Below are 17658 nucleotides of genomic sequence, written 5' to 3'. Positions count from 1 at the left end.
GTCGAAGCCCGCCATTTCTTCACTACAAATTCGCATGCTGGAGTGACACATATTTTTCGTTGACCCAGGTCAAGACGATTTTTCCCACGGCGTCCGGGGAGATATTTTTCATGCAGTCGCAGGTCAGCGCATTTTTTGTTTTGCAACCTGGACATTCTCTTGGCTGAGACAGCGACTGAGCCCGAACACCTAATGCCCCCCAGCGATCCGGATTCATTGAGCGAGCACCCGGGAACAGGCCTATCGTTCGTTGTCCGAAAGCGGCAGACATATGTAATGGCCCGGTGCCACTGGCAATCAAGCCATCGGCGGCCTGGATAAATGATGCCAATTGCCGCAGCGTGAATTTTCCGCAGACGTCGGTTACGTTAGGCAACTGCAATAGTTCTGGCACCTGTTCTGCGATCCATTTTCCCTCAGGGGCACTCCCTGTTACCCATAACGCGATATACGGATGCTTGCCCAAGAGTTGAGCGAGCGCGACATAGTGAGAAATTGGCCATTCCCGGCCATGGCCATTTGATTTCGGATGAATGATCAGATTGAATCGATCCGGGCGCAACAAACGGTCTATTGACGGGTCGAGCGGGATATCAAATTCGTATAGCGCTGGAATCGCATGGCGATCCGGCAGGTAATTGATACCCAGTGGGCGCAGGTATTTGAAATTGAATTGCGCCTCATGATTTTCCGAACGACCTTTTGTGAAGTGTAGCCGGCGGTTGCAATGCAGCCAGTTGAACAAGCCTCGGTGGACGTTGCCTATCCGATTTGGTATCCCAGCCTTGTGCGCAGCAATCGCAAGGGTCTTGTCTGGTTGCGCAAAGATGACAGTATCGATATCGGAGTTGGCAAAAAAAGCGACTGGATCAGTTAGGCTTTCAAACGCGATGATTTCATCTACGGTGCGACAATATTCGACTACCGGAGCGGCATACGCACGGCATAGGAAACTTATTTTTACTGAAGGAAAGCGTTGCTTCAGATAAGCCGTAATGGGTAGTGTCAGTATTACGTCACCGATGTTGTCCGTACGACATATCAATATATGAGAGCTTTTTAATACCATTTTGCATCGAGTAATGAGTTGAGGTGGAAGCAAAAAATAGCGCCACGGATATTGCCCTTAACGAGTTAAAGAAGTTATCGTGCCGCCAGATATTTCATATACCACTTGAAGCTGGCAAACACTTGCCCTCGTTTCATCAGGAAACGAGAATGCATTCTCATCTCTTTATAGTTTCGTGGAGCCGCATCCAGCGGCAAATTTGCCCACGGAGACAGGGCGTGGTACTTGACGAACAAGTCTCTCGATTCGTGTAAGCACCAGTTGTTCCAGGGTTTTACCGCGCCGGCAAAGTGAATGAAGACGACAGCGCCGATAGCGCGCATCTGTCTTTTGTTTTTTTCCAGATCATGGATCAGGTCATACAGGAAATTCCATTTTCTGTCGATAAATCGGACTTGTCCCTCCAGTACGACATTGAGAGCATCCTGATCCGGGAATCTGTAATCCTTGCCGTTTTCCAGAATGGCATGGATAGTCTTCTCGGTAATCTCTCTGGACGCCCAGAGATCGACGTTCATATACATCACGCCGGAGTTGAAATATTTTTGCGATGACAATTGCAAGGCTGCACAGCGTCTGCGGGTGGTTTCATCGGCGTCTGGAACAACAATCGCCGCGCTATCGCCGAAATCCATTTGAATCAACTCGGCCAGGCTTCCCACGCACAGGATATCCGCATCCAGGTAGAGAACCTTGTCGGTTATTCCGCGCAAGGTGGACGGGATTAGCAGGCGCGTGAATATGGTTGGCGAATAGTACGAAAACTGCGAGATATGCGCGAATGGTTGAAAGATCGCGGGATCGATAATGTGGATATGCGTAGCGACGTCGTACTTGCTTCCCAGCTGACTGAAGCGTTGGCGGTTATCCTCGGAAAGTGAAAATGCAAATACGTGAAACGTAAATTCAACGCCTGGATTGTTGTCAATGATGGACGTGATTGTCGCCCCCATGCTGCGGCAATAATGATCATCGACACAAAATGCAATATGAAAAGAGTTGTGTTCTTTTTTCTCAGGTGTTTGAGAAGAAGCATTTAAAGAAGTGTGCATTTATCTGTCCTGAACTTACATCAAAATAATGTCGTATTATTTTTTATTGTTATATTGTCGTCTAAATTCGTCTAGAGTAAATCGTAAGCCATTGATTTATTGTGATATTTTATCCATTGCAGTCTATTGACGTATTATACTATCGCCAATATAGTTTGTAGCTAGCTGTGTAGCTACACAATAATACATAGGATGAAATATGCGGCATCGAACGAAAGACGCTCTTGAGCCACTCCAGCTAAAACATTGGGTGCGAGCGGTTGAGAATGGTGAAACGCCAACAATCAAGGATCCGGAAACACACGAAATTGTACAGCTTCCGATGCCGCTCGCGAGAACTGATGGTGATGGTCTTACTTTCACGCTTTCCAAATCTGGAACGGCTTCATGGATTCTTCGCTACCGACATGGCGGGCGCTCAAGGGAGTTGACGATTGGCAACTATCCAGACATCGGCTTATCAGAAGCGAGGAAGCGTGCTAGAGAACAGCGAGCGGAAATTGATCGCGGCAATGACCCGGTTTCTGACAAACGTAAAACTAAGGCGTTGGCACTGCAAGATTGGACTGTCCGTCAGTTGATCGCAGATTATCGAGAAAAGGTATTGATTGGCCTCAGCACGAGCACTCAAAGGAGTTACGGTCGAAGCCTAATTCGGATCGAATCTAAAATCGGCTCATTGACTGTGTCAAAAATCACTCCGTTGGATATTGTCGCGTTTATTGAAGATACGGGCGCTACATGGACTGAGTCAAGTTTGCTTTTGTCCTCGACTAAGATGTTGTTCAGACATGCGGCTGGGAAAAAACTGGTAGCCGCAAATCCATGTGCAGGAATCGAATTGAATGCCTTGATGGGAAAACGCCCGCCGATCAGGCGCAGGTTGATGCTATCCGAGGCGGAGCTACGGCAGCTCCTGAAGGCAGAAATGCGGCGTGAAAATGCGCTAGCCATTAGATTGCTGCTCGGTACAGCAGTACGATCCGATGAGCTGAGAAATGCAAAGTGGGGCCAGTTCGATTTTAGTAGCGGTGTGTGGAGCGTTCCTAGTACCAAAACAGGGCCAGGGATGCAAATTCCGCTAACAGTACCAGTGATAGATTGGCTAGTTGAGTTGAAGTCACTAGGTAACGGGTCTGATTTCATTTTACCTGCGAGAGCGGAGAGCCGTAAGGTCCGATTTGGAGGCGATGCGCCGATAAACCCGAATACGATTGGAGCCGCGATTGAGTTTTGGTTCACGGAACATAAACCGGAAGTCAGGCGTTTTACGCCGCACGACCTGAGGTCAACCGCAAAAAGTCATATGCGCGCGCTCGGTGTGCCACGTGACATAACGGAAATGTGCCTCAACCACAAACTTGCCGGAGTTGAAGGAATATATGATGTTCACACTTATTTTGAAGAACGAAAAGAAGCTCTGAGCACGTGGGGTGAGTATTTGGTACGTATTGAGAATGATTCTCTTGTTAAGTAATCCGGCAGTGCTAACTGATTAACACTTCCCGCGTTTTGCAGCGTTTAAATGCGTTGCGGCATACACAACCACCAGTAATGTGCGTTCGGCAGCTTGCCCGGCCGTTTAATGCGCTTGCCTGGCATCGCGTGACCAGCCAGCATCGCCAAAATCACTGGTGACGCCAAAAAACGGCTGTTCTTGTCGATTTATTGGCCCGATTTTATAGCGAAATCTGCGAAGTTATTCATTTAACATCTAATTGCCAAACTCCGATAAAATATGACGGTCAAGTTCACGTCGCACCGATGATTTTACCGGCGCGACCACACCGAGCCTGACTCACTGCGCAGCAGCGCTTGCTTGGACAAGATGCCTCGGATTCACTTCGGGGTGATCAACTTGTTCAAGAATGCCTCAATCATCCCGTCTACTTTTTTCTGAATGCATCGCCATCTAGGCGGGCGTTGCTGCGCGCTTAATGAGATGGTCACCCCGGCCCTGCCAGCGGTTACGCTGGCAGGGTTTCTTACTTTCGGAGGCCATCATGAACCACGTGACATTGGTAGGGATTGATCTAGGCAAGCATATATTTCCCCTTCATGGGCAGGATAAACGGGGAGGTGTGGTGTTTCGCAAAAAATGTAATCGGAAGCAACTGGTCGAGTTTTTCAGCAATTTCGCGGTATGTACGGTGGCCATGGAAGCGTGTGCCGGGGCGCACCAAATGGCGCGCCAGCTCGCCGCGTTTGGGCATGTAGTGAAGCTCATTTCGCCGCAGTTTGTGCGCCCTTTCGTCAAGAGCAACAAGAACGATTTCGTGGATGCCGAAGCGATCTGCGAAGCCGCCTCACGGCCATCAATGCGGTTTGTAACACCAAAAACAGAATCACAGCAAACGCTGTCGGCCTTGCACCGAGTACGCGAAGCGTTGATCAGAGATCGTACCGGCACGACCAATCAAATCCACGGGTTTTTACTTGAGTTTGGCATCAGCCTTCCGGTTGGACAGACGCTCATCAAGCGTTTGCCGGCGACCTTAGCCGAACATACATTGCCGCCCAGGCTGGTAGCGGTACTGGAGCGCTTGCATGCCCACTACAAGTATCTTGATGAGCAAGTCGATGAAATCGAGAAGGAGTTGCGCCAGCAATTAGCCGATGATGACATCGGTCAACGACTGCTGACGATTCCAGGTATTGGCCCGATCACTGCAAGTGTGTTGGCCGCAGATATGGGCGATGGCAAGCAATATGGCTGTAGTCGTGATTTCGCCGCATCCATCGGGCTAGTCCCACGCCAGTACAGTACGGGCGGCAAGGCCAATCTGCTGGGCATCAGCAAACGAGGTGACAAAAATATCCGCCGGCTGCTGGTGCAATGCGCTCGCTCCATCATGCTAAGAGTCGATAAGCGTACCGACCAGCTTGGCCTCTGGATACGAGCGATGCTGACACGGCGACACTCGAATGTCGTTGCCTGTGCACTCGCCAACAAGCTGGCAAGAATCGCGTGGGCAATTGTAGCTCGCAACAAAGTGTTTGAAGAAAGCGCGCTTGCCATGCCTGGCTAAGCCCTGTTTTATTTGTCAATTTACCAAAGCTCACCCAACTGGTTTTGCGAACGCTGAAATTTGATGACGTAACGGCACAGAGGCCTGGCGAAGAACCTGTATAAAAAATAAGCTCGTTTCCAAAGCTGAGCGCTTTATTAGGATCGCCAGGCGCGACTCTCATCGTGGAGCAGGAATTTCTCTCTACCAAGACTCCGGATAGATTTAAGCAAGCCAACTACTACATCAGAAATTAGCCTTGCAAAAATCGGGGTGACCATAGATTTTTTATGTCCTGTCAGCTATCGAAAACGCACTATTGTCGATACTCAAAATGACCATGAAAACATTGAAAAATTCAGCACCGAGCAGGGCTAAAATCGCTCCGCTTGCCAAGCCACTGCCATCGGTTCCAGTGCCGCCGTCAAAGTTGGTCGACAGTTATTCGGCTGCCGCGCAGTCGAAAGCTACCCAGCACACATACAGCGCTGATGTGCGGCACTTCAAGCAACACGGCGGCACCATACCAGCGTCGCCCGCAGTAGTTGCGGAATACCTGGCGAGCTTTGCTGGAACCTTGGCAGTCGCGACCCTCCAACATCGACTAATCGCGATCCATCGCGCGCATACCGACATCGGCCTGGCATCGCCGGTGATGGACCGCATCGTCAAGCGAACGATGCAAGGCATTCGCCGCACCGTCGGAACGAAACAGCGCCGCGTGACGGCGCTCGTGAAGGATGACCTGCTTGAAATGATGGTGCACGTCGATCAGCAGAAACCCATGAAGGCGGCACGAGACAAAGCGTTGTTGCTGATTGGTTTTGCCGGCGCATTCCGGCGCTCCGAATTGGTGGCTTTGAACTACGACGATATGACCCAGTACGACAGCGGCGTGGAGTTGTTGCTTCGGCGATCAAAGACCGACCAGGAAGGTGCCGGGAGGACTGTTTTCATTCCCTACGCGAGAGGCACTCGTTGTCCTGTGAAGGCGTTGAAAAACTGGCTTGTGCTGGCCGAGATTGCTGAAGGTCCTTTATTCAGACCGGTCAGCCGCCATGACAAGGTGGTCGGCGGTAAAGCACTCACGCCGCAGTCTGTGGCGCTGATAGTGAAGTCGTCTGTGCGCAAAATGGCCGGCGACGACGCGGCGATGGCGGTTGCGGGTCATAGCCTGCGGGCTGGCTATTGCACTGAAGCCGCCACGGTCGGATTGCAGCCATATCAAATCCGCGAGCAGACAGGGCACAAGTCAGATGTGACGCTTGCCCGTTACATTCGGCCGGTTGCAAAAAGGAAAATCCCTAGTTTGTTGTGACAATCTTGGAATACGAAATCATAGGTGCTTAGTTGGGAACGTTTCACATCGGCCAGGACCGGCCTGTCTGCAATGGTATCAGGAAGCGGCCGGTCGTCGGGGCTTTCGACTCCGAACGGTTACTCAATAGGAGCGCGACAGCCGTTTTTCACCTAAAAATGCGGTGCATGTTGGATGCGTCTCAAGCGCTTCGATTATGCTATCGTCTGCCATTAACAACAACCTAACCCAATCTGATGACGCACCGGACAACGCTAAAACGAGCGCTATTTTCTGCATGGGAAGAGACTATCTTTGAGGACTATCGGGCGCAGCATATTAATTCCGAGGCAGGCTTGCAAGCCGGTCTCATTTCTCGACTGAGACTGCCGACGGCAACGCACAGACTATTTGTTCAGCCGCGCCTGATCGTTGAAATTGATGGCAAGCCGACTGTCTACATACCCGACATCATCATATGCAACTCCCGCGAAGTAATCGGCGTGATCGAACTGAAGTACCAGCCCAGGGCGCTTCCTCAATATAAGCACGACGTGTCCAAGTTTGCAGAGCTGGCGCGTCTTCGGGGTAACAATAAGCTTTATATAAAAAACGATAGGTACCTTGGCCCTGAGCAGCATGATACGAAGTATTGGTTCGCGAAGGATGTGCTGTTTGTCTGGGCGGGCGTGCACAGGAAACCAAAGACCAGCTATCAATCACCGGATGCAAAGCCGTTATATGACGAACATGGCCCGGAACTGAGAGATGCATTTTTGGCATTGCACGCCGAAACGAGTGAACAGGAGCAGGCCTCGGCCTTCTCGAAACCAGAGTTGCAAATGTGACGATTGCCGGTCGGAGTCGTCCCGGTCAGGCCAGTTGCGGTCAGCCGTGAATTTACTCGGAAGCGGTTAGTCAAGTGAGAGATACGATCTTGGATGTATGGTTCTGCAGCAAATCCTGTACTGCTGCTTTTCACGAAAATTTAATGCTGTATAAATGTACAATACGTGAGCCGCAAACCTAGACGGCAAGCCGCTCTTGAGAGAATTTATGCCTCGGTGTTAGGGCGCAGCCGGTGCCGATACACAGCAAAATTGCGACCTATAACAAAGTAGGGGAACATTCGGATGGAAGTCCTAGATCAACAGGAAAGTTTCTGGTTCTTGCTTCAAGATGGCCAGAGCTTGCTTCTTGATGTGAATTACACCAACAGCTTTGTTTCCTATGGTTTCCTCCTTCGACTCAATGAACAGGAGGTGTTGGCCTTCAAATCACAGGGCCGATCATATGTTCAGCAGTTGGCAGAGGCCATACAATATTCAGCGCCTGGAGTAGTTGGAAACACCTCTCCTTTCAAGTCACGCAATGTCCAGGCCCAGTACGGAGAGCAGGTTCTTTCCGCGATAAAGTCATACCGCGTGGCGGAGAATTCTTGAGATCCCGTACTATGCTCCCTAACCATCAATGCACTCGGACGCTGCCGCTACGCGGCATCGCCGGGGATTTCCAAAGTTGGCGATAATGAAGCCACGTTATGCAATGGGCACAGGTCGGCCTCCGATACATGTTTCGTCTATAAGCAAACAAAGACTTAACTGTGGAGCATTCGTGTTTGTTGGACCAACTGGCATCGAACAGCAGATACCTTTCACATCGCATACGGAGTTCTTATCAATGCTTCGTACGCTCATGGTTGAGTCGGTGCCCTTATCTTGCGGCGGTCACTGCCCAAGTCCTGCTGATGAAGTCGCAATGCTAATTGCGTCCGGTGAGTTAGACGGAGGCTATACCGAAATATCGTGGCTAGGACCGCAGCAGTATATTGTGCGTGAAGTAAACGGGGAAACTATGGAGTGGGAACAGGTTTCTGAGCCAAACATTATCGCCAACACTTCATTCAGTCCAGACGCACTAAAACGCGTGGCTCAATTCATTCGTTCGAGCACCATGAATCTGGAAGCACGGCACACGAAGATTATCGAAACAATTGATACGCCGTTTGGTACATTGGTCCGCGAAGATTACTACGGATACCCGGCCTCTGAGTCGAATCTCTATATGGTCGACCCGCACGGTAAGCCGCTTTGGTTCGCCGAGCGCGCGATGGGTGGCGACGCGTATGCCAACTCAATACGTACGTCGAGCGATGATCGCATAAAATGCGCCTCATGGAATGGATTTGACTGCGAAATTGATCTCGGGAGCGGAAAGCTAATTCATGCGGTATTCACCAAGTAAGCGGCCTAACTCGGCAATCGACACTGGCGCTCTGCGCCGGTCATCTCCGCGCAACGTCCGCTTTTCCTAATCACGACTGGCGGCTCAGGGTCGAAATCAGGCTGTCGCGACCGGCTCAAAACGGCCACAAGCGGACGTTCGCCAGTTTTCTGGAAGTTAAGAGCGAAATTAATAATATTATCCAAAACATAAGCGTGCAATATTTTCTAAATAAACGTAACTTAAAAACCATTTTGAATAATTATAAATAACAAGGAATACTCATGGCGACTAGATATGTATTTTTCGCAACTGCTTGGTCAGCCGTAAACGGTGGAGTGAATTCTTTCAATTTCGATCTTTGCTCGGCTATTGCATCAGTTGGACAATCAATTGACATTTTTCTTGAGTCTGGATCTAGTGAAGACCAAACTGTCCCTACAAATGTGACACTGCATAAACTTCCTACAAAATTTACAAATTTTGACCAACGATCAATAAAATCTATCACTTCAGTCATCTCTAACTTCGACCATACGACATGGGTTGGGCATGACGCAATTTCAGGTGGGGCGGCGATATACGCTAAGAATAGTCTTGGGGGGCGCGCAGCAGTATTCCATCATATGGATTATTCAAATTATTATTATTTGAAGCAACAAGACGTAAATTCCAAAATACAGACACAAAAAAATTTAATAAAGAATGCAGATATTGTTTTCGCTGTTGGAACTCGTCTTTTTCAAAACGCAAGGCATTTGCGTGCGAGCCATTTAGAAACGTACGAGATCATACCAGGCGTTCCTGAAATGCCGGTTAGATTACAGTCTCACCAATTTGATCACAGGGTCGCGATCTGCGGAAGGCTGGATCCGTCTGAAGATAGGGTAAAAAACCTAACCGTTGCAGTTAAGTCTGCTCATAGTTGCCTGTCACAGTTAGAGACCGGTCGGGGAAGCATCACGCTGATAGGTTCACCGCCAACAGACGTAGATCTCAAAAAACTCGGACAGCTCGCTTCAGTTGCGATTAACCCGATTCCCTTCATTAATTCCCGTGTTGAATACTTTAACGAACTTTTGGATTCCGATATTGTTTTAATGCCTTCTGTAAAAGAAGGATTTGGCCTAGTAGCTTGGGAAGCTGCATGTTTAGGAATTCCTGTTCTCATCAGTAAATCTAGCGGAATCTATGAATTTTTAAAAGAGAAGGATCTGGTAAGCTTGGTGTCAACAGTAGAAATTTTAGGAATGCCAACATTCGATGAGCCGAAAATTTCTGAACAATTAAAATCATATTTCGTTAATCACGAATCGGGCAAGGCTAAAGCATTAAAACTTGCCGCATTATTAGCCCGCTATACTTGGAAATCAACAGCAGAACGCTTCATGTCACTCTTAGAAGGCGCTGTGGAACGTTCCTTATTCGAGCCGACGTCTCTTCCCACAACGCCCTCGGAGAATCCTTCTCGAGGAGGGAAGGAACGTACCTTGTATTTGGATAAGTACATTCTTTCCGGGGGATTTGAAAGGTTTGAAGACCTGCTTACCTTAACTGCTCGGCGACGTAAACTTTTAATTGAAAAGTCTGAATGTAAGGACTCGTCGCGAGGTCAAAAAATTAAATTTGAGTACTGGGCGACATATTCTCCTCAGCCATCATATTTTTTATATATACATCATGCTAGTGGAATCAAAGAAGCGATAAAACGCTTTGGTCGACTACTCAAATCACACAAGCTTGAGGTGCCAAGAACCCTATTCGTGCTGCGGAGAGATCCCAGTGCTTCGCAATATATACAAAAGATTTTTGCGGAAGAAGGCATTGCCTCATTTATTCACGACTACACACTTAAAGAATATTTGTGGGAATTTGGTATCGATGAAGCGTTTAAAACTCCGCTAGGAGCGGAAAAGCCGCTACATTATGTCGATCAGGCAATTGCAACGAATCATCTGGGCAATACTCCTACAGCACGCGAACTCATTCTTGAAAAGCTACGTGGCAAACCGGAGTTTAACGCACATTTAGTACGCGCTGCTGGCGGGATGGGGAAAACTTGGTTATGTAGAAGTGTGGCGTCTGAAATTATATCAGATACATCAAAAAGGAACTTGGTGGTATTGATACAAGCTGAAAATCTCAGAAGTTATATTGGAGAGATGGGCGCGGCACACGTTCTAGTATCTTCAGTTTTCGACTTGTACCAACTGCACGCACATTCTCAAAAAATTGAGCGACTTTATGACAAAGAGACCTTCGAGCTCGCAGTTATCGCTGGGAATATTATTTTGATCATTGATGGACTGGACGAACTTTCGACTGTGCTGCAAGAGCGCTTCGACTTGAATAGATTTTTGGAATCTATTGTTACTTTGAGCTCAAGCTTATCTAGCAGCCATATTCTCATTACCACTCGGGATAGCCTCTTAATCGATAGCGATACTTCTATCGAACTTGGTATTGCTCACTATGAGTTGCTCGGATTTAATAGCAAAGATTGGACAAGGTATGCGCGACGTCGCTTTGCAAATCATCCAAATAATGAAGAAATTGTTAACCGACTTAATTCAACTCTGTCTTCTGATCGGTTAAAAGACGAAGGTGGGCGAGTTGTACCTTTTTTCGTTGATGTGCTATGTACGATGTTTGAAGATGAGGTGCAAATAAATTCCAAAGACTCGTTCCAGTTTACAGAGGAACTAACGCCTTATTCATCAAATAATGAAATAATCGACCATGTAGTCCATTCGGTATTTCGTCGTGAAATACGTCGGCAAACGATCGATTTGGATGCAATTCAACTTATGTCGGTTGTGTCCGAACTAGTATCCGAGCAAGGAGATAGTTTTAGTTTTGATGAGTTAAAACATTTATTGGCCCTCTACTACGAAACTCGTGCTGTAGCACTTGCGCAGAAAATTAGCCTGAATCCGTTTTTTCAAGTTTCCAAAAGTCAAATCCGGCTCCGATATGATTTCTTGCAATCATATTTTCGCGCTCTTTTCCTCATTGATTGCTTAAAGCAAAATCTGCATTCGCCAGAGGCATTAAACGCTTATGCGAAGTCCAACTCGTCGGATAGTCAAGAAGTATCTTATTTGAGAAAATATTATCAAGGATGCCTTGATGTTTTGGATGAGCAAATTCATAGTTTACTTCCAAAACTCCGAACGTGCGTAAAAAATGGTTCTGATCAAAAACGTATTGAGTTAGGTCGCCGCGCCATTTCAGGTGTTTTAAAGATCTATTTAGAGGCACGAAATTTTAACACTGCAAAAATGAGTGACAAAATCGTCGAATTACTATCTGGGCAATTTAACAGTCAGTCAATCGATGGACTATGCATTTATGGAGAGTTTCCTCCGTTAGATTTTAGTGAAAAAACTATTTATAACTCTAAGTTTTTGGATTATAAAAATTTCTCTAAATCGAAATTCTCAAATGCTAAATTTATTTCTTGTATTTTTGAAAATTGTGCGCAAGAGGATGGTGCTAATTCATCCATTCATCAGGCGGAATTTGACCCAAGTTGTACTTTAGGGGACGTCTCGACATTAGTCTCAGCAGCAAAAATGAAAAATTCGTTAGAAGAAAATGTCGTTGAAGCTGAATGTCTCGCATTTTTACGCGCCTTCTTTAAATCTGGAGTTTCTTATGACCCGAAAAGGAGCTGGCTTCCTTTTTCTAATAAAGTACGTGGTTTGCAATCGAAGAGCTTTGAAAAACTCATACCTGAGTTTTTATTGATAAAAAGAGAGAAATCAGACGAAATATATTATGCATTAGTTCCCGCGTTTTCTTCTAGCGCAAGGAAATTTATTGATAATAATTATATCGACTCTACGATGAAAAAATTTATCGTTAGAATTAAGTAGCAGATTCAACTAGTTTCGTATAATTTCTGCAGGTTTTAATAACATTCGATCTATGATTCTGCACTGCAATTTTGTATGGAACTAATCCGCATCATCGCTAGCGCTGCAAAAACAGCGCGCATCGAGCAACCGCTTAGGGGCGACTGCCGCCAGTAGCGACAGCAAATCATCTGACCGGTTTCGCTGCAAAGCAGTCATAGGCTTCGTGGGCCGAATTTCTGCTTGGGTCGATGGCGGCCTGTCGTGACCGGCTGCACCCGGCCAAGTAGTCACTGACGAATTCAGCCCAAAGCGGACCTCTGGACGTCGTCGTATGCTACGGGCTGCAGGCGCGCCTCGGGTATCCAGCGATAAAGCGCCGCGCATGGACGGAAGTTCGGGAGCACGTCGAGGCTCCCGGTAAGAGATTGCTGATTGAGTGCATACCAATCAGCAAAGCCATAATCAAGATGTCCCCGTATTTCTCGATTTGATACTGTGAACAACAATGTCCAAACTCCCCCGTTCCGTCAAATACGCGCTAATAATAATTGCAGCATTACTCTTAATCGTTCGTCTACTTGCAACAAAGGAATCTGACCTAACTCTTTTTAGCTCTAACACTTCACCAGACGGGTCGTTTGCTGCAGAAAATTTCATGGTGGATGGCTGTCTTGGTGAATGCTCAACCGGGCGCATCATTATCCATAACACAAACAGCAAACAATCTGGTCAGATAGATTATTCTGAGCCCGTGCCGGACATATTTTTTCGCTGGATTGACGGCACCAATCTTTTGATTCTCTACAATAGCGTATCGAAAGCGCCTCCTGAGGCGCCAAGAGAATTGGCAGGAATCCACGTCTTTTACAGCACATATCCGTATTTGACAGCATCCGCTGCTAGTGCTCAGGCAAGACAGAGCAAGATACGTACTCTAGATGAAAGAGATCTTTCTGCAACGTATTCAAGCAATGCCGATCCACATTATTTGTCAAATGGGAAAACGTGCACGATAAAAATTATAGCGAACGATGCACATGAATTTGAGAAAATCGGCATTGATATCAATGCACAAACAGCTCCTTGCACCAATCCAAAACTCAAGGGAAACAGTTGCGGCGCCATGGAGTCTCACTTTTGGGTAGGTCGGGAGATTGGTGGATCAAGCCGCCATATTTTGACATCGGCAGACGTTAGCGGAGCCAATGGAGATGGGACATTGCCAACAGGGGCTGATCACTTGGCGATAAGAGGCGTGTTCTTGGACGGCAGTGCCAGTCGGGTTGTGCATGCACTGACGAGCTCACCATTTTCGGTCGATTACAACTTTGATTTTTCGGACTTAAATTTGAAGTACAAGATCCCAACAACTTCAATTTCTCAACAAGTTTCCGATTTCATGAAATGCGTCGGGAATACAGATTTTGAGTGGCTGAAGCATATTCAATAGGCTGGCGTTATTTCACTGGGTGTTGAACGACTGTTTTCTACAAGGCTGACCGGCAGCATAGGGTTGAAAGCACCTCGTTATACACAAGTCTGACCGGTCGCCGCCGCCCCTCTAAAAACTCGTTTACATTCAATGGCTTGCCGCAGCCCTTGTAAACTAGGGGCGTTTCAGGTTTACTCTCGTCTTTTGCGTGAACGAATTGGCTACCGCACCGGCACCTTGGACAGAGACAGAATTTGAGCAACTCGACCTGGGCGATGCGCGCCTGAACAAGCGAGCGAGGATCTTGATGGATCGATTTACGGCCGACCCGACGGCCAGCGTACCGAAGGCGTGCCGAGGCTGGGGCGAAACGATGGCAGCGTACCGCTTCTTCGACAACGACAGCATCGACTGGCGCGCGATCATGGCGCCGCACTGGCAGCAAACGCAGCAGCGCATGGCCGTGCAACCGGTGGTGCTGTGCTTGCAGGACACCACTGAACTGGACTTCAACGGCCAAGGCGCATTCGGTCTCGGGCCATTGAGCTACGAGGCCCAGCGCGGCATGTACCTGCACCCGACCTATGCGGTCACGCCCGGGCGCGAACCGCTGGGCATCGTCGACGCGTGGATGTGGGCGCGCGAAAAGAAGGACAAGTTCGGCATTCGTGGCGGGCCGAAGGAAAGCCTGCGCTGGATCGAGGGTTACGAGCGCATCGCCGAGATGGCGGCGCACTTGCCGGACACGCGCCTGGTGTATGTGGCCGACCGCGAAGCGGACTTGGTGCCCTTGATGCTGCGGGCGCAGGAGTTGGGCACGCCGGCCGACTGGCTGGTGCGCGCCCAGCACAATCGCTGCCTGCCCGAAGGCGAGAAGCTCTGGCAGCACACGGGCGCTGGGGAGCCCGTTGGCGAAATATCGTTCGCGATGGCAGCGCGGCACGGCGTCAAAGCACGCGCCGTGCGCCAGCAATTGTGGGCGCGCAAGGTGGAGCTGCCGGCAGGCAAAGGCAAGACCGTCAGCGCCACCTGCATCATCGCGCGCGAGATCGACGTACCACCCGGCGTCAAGCCGATCGAATGGCGTTTGCTGACCAACCGCGAGGCCGGCACGCCGGAGGCTGTAATCGAGCTGATCGACTGGTATCGCGCGCGCTGGGAAATAGAGATCCTGTTTAACGTCCTGAAGAATGCCTGCCGGGTCGAAGCACTGCAACTTGGTTCGATTGCGCAGCTGGAACGTGCCTTGGCGCTGTTCATGGTGGTGGCGTGGCGCATCGCGCATCTGATGCGGCTGGGCAGAACCTGCCCCGACCTGGATGCTGATCTGTTCTTCGATCCGGACGAAATTCAAGCTGCCTACCTGTTGCGAGACAAGGTGCCGCCGGCGAAGCCAAGGCTGAACGAAGTGCTGCGCCAAATCGCGTGCCTGGGTGGCTTCCTCGCTCGCAAGAGCGACGGCGAACCTGGCGTTAAGACGATCTGGCTGGGCTTGAAGGATGTTCACGTGGCGGTAAAAACGATGCGCGCCCTACGCAGATCAGGCGCTCAACAGACTTGTGTATAACGAGGTGCGTCTAACGGTGTTGCGAGAGATGCCTAAGCGTCTAGAAATCTCTCTCAGTGAAATCTGGTCACGAATGTGCCAGCGTCGAATAATTCCGATTAAAGCCACGTCGATCACTCCAAACTCCTACTTAATTGCTTAAGTAGAATTGTGTCGTAAATGTGGGTCAAGACTCAATGCAAATATACGGCCAAACTCATCTCGTTATACACAACTCTGACTGCGCAGCCGGCATGACGAGAAAATTCGTTAACATTCAATGAGTTACGCGCACCACTTGTAAACTTCGACGAAATCGCGTTTACTCTTGCACTTTGGACGACGAAATGGCCAAGGCTGCACTGCGGTGGACCGATCATGAGTTTGCCGGACTCGACCTTGGCGACGGTCGTCTCAACAAAAGGGCAAAGATACTCATGGAACGATTTGCGGCGAATCCTGAAGCGAGCATTCCGGCGGCATGCGATGGCTGGAGCGAGACGGTGGCGGCTTACCGCTTTCTGCGCAACACGGACGTGGACTGGCGTGACATCTTGGCGCCGCACTGGGCGCGCACGCAGGAGCGCATGCAGGCCCATCCGGTGATGCTGTGCATCCAGGACACGACAGAGCTGGACTTCAATGGACAGGAAACGGCGGGGCTCGGGCTACTGAACTATGAGGCGCGGCGCGGGATGTATGTGCATCCGACCTACGCGGTCACGCCCGGGCGCGAACCGTTGGGCGTGCTCGATGCGTGGATGTGGGCACGCGAGAAGCGCAACGCCGACGGCGCGCGCCCTGGGCAGAAGGAAAGCACGCGCTGGGTCGAGGGTTATGAACGGATCGCCGAGATGGCGGCGCAGATGCCGCAAACGCGACTGGTATATCTGGCTGACCGCGAGGCCGACATGGTCGCGATGATGCGACGCGCCAGCGAGCTGGGAACGCCAGCGGACTGGCTGGTGCGCGCCAAGCACAATCGTTGCCTGCCCGATGAGGACGGTGAGAAGCTGTGGGCCTACACGACCAACGGCGCGGCGCTCGGCGAGATCGCCTTCACGATGCCGGCACGGGGCACCCAAAAGTCGCGCCCGGTGCGCCAGCAACTGTGGGCGCGCGTGGTCGAGATCGCTGACGGCAAACGCGGGCGCATCAGCGCTACCTGCATCGTGGCCCGCGAAGTCGGTGAGCCCGAGGGCGTCAAGCCGCTCGAATGGCGCCTGCTGACCAACCGCGCAGCGACCACCTCCGATCATGTCGTCGAGCTGATCGATTGGTATCGCGCACGCTGGGAAATCGAGATCTATTTCCATGTCTTGAAGAATGGTTGTGAAGTGGAAACCCTGCAACTGGGCGCAATCGATCGGGTCGAGCGCGCGCTGGCGTTGTTCATGGTGGTGGCTTGGCGGATCACCTACCTGATGCGTCTGGGCCGCAATTGCCCCGACTTAGACGCCGCACTGTTCTTCTCGGCAGACGAAATCCGCGGGACTTATCTGCTCGCAAAGCAACCTAGGCCAGCGCAGCCGCCACGCCTAAATGACGTCATCCGCTTGATTGCCAAAATTGGCGGCTTCCTTGGACGCAAGAGCGATGGTGAGCCTGGCGTCAAGACAATCTGGCGTGGATTGGACCAGGTGATGACCGCAGCTCAGACGTTGCAGGCGTTACGCGAAGAAGGCGGCTGAGTTGTGTATAAAGGTATGGGCCAAACTGGGTCAGTTTTAAACGCAAATCAACATTCAGGTTTTTTGTAGTTGGCAAGCAGGCTGTCCGCCAGCTTGACCAAATCGGGATCGGGCTTGGCCCGTTTGCTGCGTTTTACGTAGGTCATTTTTTCCTCTATGGTGGCAGTGTCCTGCCAAATGACCGTTTACACAAAACTAAATACACCCTCAAAAAGAACTATAGAAATTTAGGGCTGTGTAAACTTGGAAATCCCTATCCCAAGGTCTAGGTTCAAATGCTGGCTTTGGAATGGTTGGATATACCATTTCAACAAAGATTCTGGACATTATCTTTGTGTTCTCTATCGTGCGTTGGTATTCTGGAGATGATTCTAACGCTACCCGCTCTTCCTCTAATACTTGATGCCATTCTTCATCAGTCCAGTCCCAACACGATTCACGATTTTTTTTCATAAGCTGTCCTCTCGTTTTCCAAACAAC

13 protein-coding genes and 1 pseudogene are annotated in these 17658 nt (G+C 49.7%); 10 read left to right on the top strand and 4 right to left on the bottom strand.

Going from position 1 to position 17658, the window contains the following annotated elements; translation table 11 throughout:
- Positions 1-22: 22 nt before the first annotated feature.
- Both AC3CHX_RS22895 and AC3CHX_RS22890 read right to left on the bottom strand, forming a co-directional pair.
- Positions 23-1069 carry a glycosyltransferase family 9 protein gene (locus tag AC3CHX_RS22895; RefSeq protein WP_488630281.1) on the bottom strand — a complete coding sequence of 349 codons (1047 nt, stop codon included), beginning with the start codon at positions 1067-1069 and terminating at the stop codon, positions 23-25.
- Positions 1070-1143: 74 nt separating this feature from the next.
- A complete protein-coding gene (locus tag AC3CHX_RS22890; RefSeq protein ID WP_488630280.1) occupies positions 1144-2121 on the bottom strand; it encodes a glycosyltransferase family 8 protein in 978 nt (325 codons plus the stop codon).
- Positions 2122-2320: 199 nt separating this feature from the next.
- On the opposite strand from AC3CHX_RS22890, the gene AC3CHX_RS22885 reads away from it, so the two are divergent.
- The 9 genes from AC3CHX_RS22885 to AC3CHX_RS22845 all read left to right on the top strand — a co-directional run bounded on the left by AC3CHX_RS22885 (position 2321) and on the right by AC3CHX_RS22845 (position 15508).
- On the top strand, positions 2321-3598 hold the full coding sequence (locus AC3CHX_RS22885; RefSeq protein WP_488630279.1) for a tyrosine-type recombinase/integrase: 1278 nt from the start codon (positions 2321-2323) through the stop codon (positions 3596-3598).
- 526 nt (positions 3599-4124) lie between these two features.
- Positions 4125-5150 carry an IS110 family RNA-guided transposase gene (locus AC3CHX_RS22880; RefSeq protein WP_488630278.1) on the top strand — a complete coding sequence of 342 codons (1026 nt, stop codon included), beginning with the start codon at positions 4125-4127 and terminating at the stop codon, positions 5148-5150.
- A gap of 319 nt (positions 5151-5469) precedes the next feature.
- A complete protein-coding gene (locus tag AC3CHX_RS22875; protein WP_488630277.1) occupies positions 5470-6447 on the top strand; it encodes a site-specific integrase in 978 nt (325 codons plus the stop codon).
- Between the two features lie 236 nt (positions 6448-6683).
- Positions 6684-7274 (top strand): hypothetical protein, encoded by a 591-nt coding sequence (locus tag AC3CHX_RS22870; protein WP_488630276.1) that lies wholly within the window; start codon positions 6684-6686, stop codon positions 7272-7274.
- A gap of 285 nt (positions 7275-7559) precedes the next feature.
- Positions 7560-7868, top strand: a complete 309-nt coding sequence (locus AC3CHX_RS22865) for a hypothetical protein (RefSeq protein ID WP_488630275.1) — start codon at positions 7560-7562, stop codon at positions 7866-7868.
- 172 nt (positions 7869-8040) lie between these two features.
- On the top strand, positions 8041-8670 hold the full coding sequence (locus tag AC3CHX_RS22860; RefSeq protein WP_488630274.1) for a hypothetical protein: 630 nt from the start codon (positions 8041-8043) through the stop codon (positions 8668-8670).
- 263 nt (positions 8671-8933) lie between these two features.
- Entirely contained in the window at positions 8934-12527 is a 3594-nt protein-coding gene (locus tag AC3CHX_RS22855; RefSeq protein WP_488630273.1) for an NACHT domain-containing protein, read from the top strand.
- 487 nt (positions 12528-13014) lie between these two features.
- Positions 13015-13959, top strand: a complete 945-nt coding sequence (locus AC3CHX_RS22850) for a hypothetical protein (RefSeq protein WP_488630272.1) — start codon at positions 13015-13017, stop codon at positions 13957-13959.
- A gap of 199 nt (positions 13960-14158) precedes the next feature.
- On the top strand, positions 14159-15508 hold the full coding sequence (locus AC3CHX_RS22845) for an IS4 family transposase (RefSeq protein ID WP_488644904.1): 1350 nt from the start codon (positions 14159-14161) through the stop codon (positions 15506-15508).
- A gap of 6 nt (positions 15509-15514) precedes the next feature.
- Here the strand turns inward: AC3CHX_RS22845 and AC3CHX_RS22840 are convergent.
- Positions 15515-15625 (bottom strand): annotated as a pseudogene (locus AC3CHX_RS22840) (helix-turn-helix domain-containing protein); the annotation flags it as partial.
- A 209-nt stretch (positions 15626-15834) separates the two neighbouring features.
- Between AC3CHX_RS22840 and AC3CHX_RS22835 the strand changes: the two are divergent.
- Positions 15835-17178 (top strand): IS4 family transposase, encoded by a 1344-nt coding sequence (locus AC3CHX_RS22835; protein ID WP_488630271.1) that lies wholly within the window; start codon positions 15835-15837, stop codon positions 17176-17178.
- Between the two features lie 207 nt (positions 17179-17385).
- On the opposite strand, the gene AC3CHX_RS22830 is transcribed toward AC3CHX_RS22835, so the two are convergent.
- Positions 17386-17631 (bottom strand): hypothetical protein, encoded by a 246-nt coding sequence (locus tag AC3CHX_RS22830; protein WP_488630270.1) that lies wholly within the window; start codon positions 17629-17631, stop codon positions 17386-17388.
- Positions 17632-17658 lie beyond the last annotated feature (27 nt).

The sequence above is a fragment of the Glaciimonas sp. OK215 genome, from assembly GCF_057787885.1.
The sequence above is the reverse complement of the archived record's forward strand: the minus strand, read 5'-3'. Positions and strand labels throughout refer to the sequence as shown.

Bases quoted from the DNA above. Each gene is read 5' to 3' on its own strand.
- AC3CHX_RS22895 (WP_488630281.1), bottom strand. From the start codon at position 1,069: ATGGTATTAAAAAGCTCTCATATATTGATATGTCGTACGGACAACATC.
- AC3CHX_RS22890 (WP_488630280.1), bottom strand. From the start codon at position 2,121: ATGCACACTTCTTTAAATGCTTCTTCTCAAACACCTGAGAAAAAAGAA.
- AC3CHX_RS22885 (WP_488630279.1), top strand. From the start codon at position 2,321: ATGCGGCATCGAACGAAAGACGCTCTTGAGCCACTCCAGCTAAAACAT.
- AC3CHX_RS22880 (WP_488630278.1), top strand. From the start codon at position 4,125: ATGAACCACGTGACATTGGTAGGGATTGATCTAGGCAAGCATATATTT.
- AC3CHX_RS22875 (WP_488630277.1), top strand. From the start codon at position 5,470: ATGAAAACATTGAAAAATTCAGCACCGAGCAGGGCTAAAATCGCTCCG.
- AC3CHX_RS22870 (WP_488630276.1), top strand. From the start codon at position 6,684: ATGACGCACCGGACAACGCTAAAACGAGCGCTATTTTCTGCATGGGAA.
- AC3CHX_RS22865 (WP_488630275.1), top strand. From the start codon at position 7,560: ATGGAAGTCCTAGATCAACAGGAAAGTTTCTGGTTCTTGCTTCAAGAT.
- AC3CHX_RS22855 (WP_488630273.1), top strand. From the start codon at position 8,934: ATGGCGACTAGATATGTATTTTTCGCAACTGCTTGGTCAGCCGTAAAC.
- AC3CHX_RS22850 (WP_488630272.1), top strand. From the start codon at position 13,015: ATGTCCAAACTCCCCCGTTCCGTCAAATACGCGCTAATAATAATTGCA.
- AC3CHX_RS22835 (WP_488630271.1), top strand. From the start codon at position 15,835: ATGGCCAAGGCTGCACTGCGGTGGACCGATCATGAGTTTGCCGGACTC.
- AC3CHX_RS22830 (WP_488630270.1), bottom strand. From the start codon at position 17,631: ATGAAAAAAAATCGTGAATCGTGTTGGGACTGGACTGATGAAGAATGG.